Origin of the sequence: Kitasatospora cystarginea (assembly GCF_039533515.1) — a bacterium.
In the GTDB taxonomy this organism is placed as follows: domain Bacteria; phylum Actinomycetota; class Actinomycetes; order Streptomycetales; family Streptomycetaceae; genus Kitasatospora; species Kitasatospora cystarginea.
In genome coordinates, this window is record NZ_BAAATR010000111.1 from 1 (window position 1) to 4,888 (window position 4,888).

The 4,888-nt window shown below is 74.1% G+C and carries 1 protein-coding gene; it reads right to left on the minus strand.

Annotated elements, in window-relative coordinates; translation table 11 throughout:
* Nucleotides 1–4,888, minus strand: a 4,888-nt coding sequence (locus ABD369_RS40005; protein ID WP_425557890.1) for a type I polyketide synthase, incomplete at both ends; no start/stop codon positions are given.

The window sequence follows — 4,888 nt, forward strand, 5'->3', positions numbered from 1 at the left end:
TCCACCAGCCGGAACAGCGCCACCTCGACCGCGAACAGCGCCGGCTGCGTGTACCCGGTCTGGTCCAACTCCTCCCCGCCGAACACCACCTCGCGCAACGGACGGTCCAGGTGCCCGTCCAGCTCCGCACAGACCGCATCGAAAGCCTCGGCGAAGCGCGGGAAGGTCTCGTACAGCTCACGGCCCATACCGGCCCGCTGGCTGCCCTGCCCCGTGAACAGGAACGCCGAACGGTTCCCCGAAGCGGCCACACCCTGAACCGTGTTCGCCGTCGACTCGCCGTGCGCCAGCACCCTCAGACCGTGCAGCAGCTCCGCCCGGTCGGCGGCCACCACGGCGGCGCGGTGCTCCAGCGCCGCGCGGGTGGTGGCCAGCGACCAGCCGATGTCGGCCGGGTCCGCCGCCTGTCCGGCCTCCAGCCGGGCCAGCAGCCGCTCGGCCTGACCGCGCAGCGCCGCCTGCGAACGGCCCGACAGCACCCAGGGCAGCGCCGCCCGGGCAGTGGGCCCGGTGGGAGCGGCGGGCTCGGCCGGGGCGGCTTCCTCGGGTGCCTGCTCGATGATCACGTGGGCGTTGGTGCCGCTGATACCGAACGAGGAGACACCCGCGCGGCGCGGCTGTCCGGTCTCCGGCCAGGACCGGGCCTCGGTCAGCAGCTCGACCGCGCCGGCCGACCAGTCGACGTGCGGGGACGGCTCGCTGACGTGCAGGGTCTGCGGCAGTACGCCGTGCCGCATCGCCATCACCATCTTGATCACACCACCGACACCGGCCGCGGCCTGGGTGTGGGCGATGTTGGACTTCAGCGAGCCCAGCAGCAGCGGGCGGTCCTCGGGACGGCCCTTGCCGTAGGTGGCAAGCAGGGCCTGGGCCTCGATCGGGTCACCGAGGGTCGTACCGGTGCCGTGCGCCTCGACCGCGTCCACCTGGTCGGCCGTCAGCCCGCCCGACGCCAGCGCCTGGCGGATCACCCGCTGCTGGGACGGACCGTTGGGGGCTGTCAGACCGTTGGAGGCACCGTCCTGGTTGACGGCGCTACCGCGCACGATCGCCAGCACCGGGTGCCCGTTGCGGCGCGCGTCCGACAGCCGCTCGACCAGCAGCATGCCGACGCCCTCACCCCAGCCGGTGCCGTCCGCGTCGGCCGAGAACGCCCGGCAGCGGCCGTCGGCCGACAGGCCGCGCTGACGGCTGAACTCCACGAACGGAGCCGGGGTGGCCATCACCACCACACCGCCGGCCAGCGCCTGGGTGCACTCGCCGCCTCGCAGCGCCTGCACCGCCAGGTGCAGGGCCACCAGGGAGGAGGAGCAGGCGGTGTCGATGCTGACGGCCGGCCCCTCCAGGCCCAGGGTGTAGGACACCCGGCCCGAGGCGATGCTGCCGGAGCTGCCGGTGCCGACGTAGCCCTCGAAGGCCTCCGCCGACTGCTGGAGCAGCATGCCGTAGTCGTTGTACATCACGCCGACGAAGACGCCGGTGCGGCTGCCGCGTACCGAGTTCGGGTCGATCCCGGCCCGCTCGAACGCCTCCCACGAGGTCTCCAGCAGCAGCCGCTGCTGCGGGTCCATCGAGACGGCCTCGCGGGGCGAGATCCCGAAGAGGTCCGGGTCGAACTCGCTGGCGTTGTGGATGAAACCACCCTCACGGGTGTAGGTGGTGCCCTGCTGCTCGGGGTCGCTGTCGTAGAGCGCCTCGGTGTCCCAGCCGCGGTCGGCGGGGAATCCCGACACGGCGTCGACACCGTCGGCCACCAGCCGCCACAGCTCCTCGGGCGAGCTCACCCCGCCCGGGAACCGGCAGGCCATCCCGACGATCGCGATCGGCTCGTCGTCGGCCGCCGCCACCGCGACGGCCGCCGCGTCGGGCAGCGAGCCCAGGAGCTCGGTGCGGAGCAGCTCGGCGAGCGCCCCCGGGTTTGGGTAGTCGAAGACCAGCGTGGCGGGCAGCCTCAGGCCGGTCGCGGCGTTCAGGCGGTTGCGCAGCTCGACGGCGGTCAGCGAGTCGAACCCGAGGTCCTTGAACGCCCGGTCGGCGTCCACCGCGTGCGGGCCCGCATAGCCCAGGACGGCGGCTGCCTCGGCCCGTACGACGTCCAGCAGGGCCGCGTCGCGCTCGGCCTCGGGCAGTGCCGCGAGCCGCTGCATCAGTGGAGAGGCGCCGCCGGGCCGCGAGCCCGCGTCCGCGCTGCGCCGTACCGGGCCGCGCAGCAGACCGCGTAGCAGCGGCGGGAGCATGCCCGCCTCCGCCTGCCCGCGCAGCCCGGCCAGGTCGAGGCTGATCGGCGCCAGCACCGGCTCCGCCGATCGCACGGAGGCGTCGAACAGCCGCAGGCCCTCCTCGGAGGACAGGGCGATGACACCGCCGCGGGCCATCCGCTCGACGCCCGCGTCACCGAGGTCGCCGGTCATACCGCTCTCCTCGGCCCACAGGCCCCAGGCGAGCGAGAGTCCCGGAAGTCCGGCGGCCCGGCGCTGCTGTGCCAGGGCGTCCAGGAAGGCGTTGCCCGCTGCATAGTTGCCCTGACCTGCGCCGCCGAAGACACCGGCGGCGGAGGAGAACAGCACGAACGCGGCGAGGTCGTGATCCTGCGTCAGTTCGTGCAGGTTCCAGGCCGCGTCCACCTTCGGGCGCAGCACGGTGTCGATGCGCTCGGGGGTGAGGGAGGAGATCACGCCGTCGTCCAGGACACCGGCGGTGTGCACCACGGCGGTCAGGCGGTGTTCGGCGAGCAGGGCGGCCAGCGCGTCACGGTCCGCGACGTCACAGGCGGCGAAGACCGGCTCCGCACCCAACTCCCGCAGGGAGTCCGCGAGTTCCGCCGCGCCCTCGGCCTGAGCCCCGCGCCGCGAGACCAGCAGCAGCCTACGCGCGCCGTACTCCGCGACCAGGTGCCGGGCGAACAGCGCACCGAGGGTGCCCGTCGCACCCGTCACCAGCACCGTCCCCTCCGGGTCCAGCACCAGAAGGTCCGCCTCGTCGGCCACCGGGACCCTCGCCACCCGGGCGGCGAGGGCGGATCCGGACCGCAGGGCCAGCTGCGGCTCACCGCTGCCGACCGCCGCGGGCAGCGCGTCGAGCGATGCCCCCTCCTCATCCAGGTCCACCAGGACGATCCGGCCGGGGTTCTCGGTCTGAGCCGAACGCACCAGGCCCCAGACCGTCGCCCCCGCCAGGTCCGCCACCGTCCCGTCGGTACCGGCCGCCACGGCGCCACGGGTCACCACGGCCAACCGGGAGCCGGCGAAGGCGTCCTCGGCCAGCCAGTCCTGCAGCACGCTCAGGGCCCGGTGCGTGCTCAGGTGGGCGGCGGCGGGGAGCCCGGTGCCGGGCTCCGCCTCGATACCTCCCAGGAGCGGCACCACCACGGTGTCCGGAACCGCGGCTCCGTCGGCGAGGGCCCCGGTCAGCGCGGCCAGGTCGGCGAAGCCGGCAGCCTGGTCCAGGCCGAGGGTCTCGTCGCCCAGGACGGCCCACCGCTCGGTGCTCCGGCCGGCCGGAGAGCCGAGCGGCACCGCCGTCCAGTCCACCCGGTACAGCGAGTCGTGGTAGGCGGCGCGGGCGGCGGAGAACTGGTCCACCGACACCGGCCGGAGCACCAGCGACTCGACCGTGGCGACCGGCGCGCCCGTGCCGTCGGCGACGTGCAGCGCGACCGCATCCGGGCCGTTCGCGACGATCCGCACCCGAAGTGCGGTGGCACCGACCGCGTGCAGCGAGACTCCGGACCAGGCGAACGGCAGACGGGCCTGCCCGCTGCCCTCCAGCACTCCGCCGAGCCCGATCGCGTGCAGCGCGCCGTCTAGCAGGGCCGGGTGCAGGCCGAACCGTCCGGCCAACTCCCAGCTCTCCTCCGGAAGTTCGACCTCCGCGAACAGCTCGCCGCCCTGCCGCCAGGCGCGCCGCAGGCCCTGGAACACCGGTCCGTAGCCGAACCCGGCGGCGGCGAAGCCCTCGTAGAGCGAGTCGACGGGGACGGCCTCGGCGTTCGCCGGCGGCCACTCGGCCAACTCATCCATCGAGGCGGCCACGCCGGTACCGAGCAGACCGGCCGCGTGCCGGGTCCACGGCTCCTCCGCCGGCGCGTCCTCGGCTCGGGAGTACAGACTGACGGTGCGCCGGCCGGCGTCGTCCGGGGTACCGACCCACAGCTGGACCTGCACCGCGCCCTTGGCGGGCAGGATCAGCGGTGCTTCCAGCGACAACTCCTCCAGGCGGTCGCAGCCGACCTGGTCACCCGCCCGGACCGCCAGCTCGACGAAGGCGGTTCCCGGCAGCAGCACGATGTCGCCCACGGCGTGGTCGGCCAGCCACGGGTGCGAGTCCAGCGCCAGGCGTCCGGTGAACAGGTGACCGTCCGCGTCCGCCAGCGCCACGGAGGCGCCGAGCAGCGGGTGGTCGGCCGAACCCAGACCGGCGGAGGCCACGTCACCCAGCCAGCCGGTGAGCGGCCGGGGCCAGTAACTGTCCTGCTGGAAGGCGTAGGTGGGCAGGTCGACGCGCTCGGCCCCGGTGCCGGCGAAGACGGCCGCTCGCCAGTCGACGGCGACCCCGCGCACCCATGCCTGCGCGAAGGAGGCCAGCACGCGCTGGGCACCGCCCTCGTCGCGGCGCAGGGTGCCGAACGCGGCGGCCTCACGGCCGCTCTCCTCGATGCTCTCCTGAACCGCCATGGCCAGCACGGGGTGCGCGCTGATCTCGATGAAGGTTCCGACACCGTGCTCTTCCAGCAGCGCGCGGGTCGCGTCGGCGAACTCCACGGTGGCACGGAGGTTGGTGTACCAGTACCCGGCATCCATGCCGGAGCCGTCGATCAGCTCGCCGGTCACCGTGGACAGCAGCGGCACCCGACCCGCCCGCGGAGTCACCTCACGCAGCACGTCAAGCA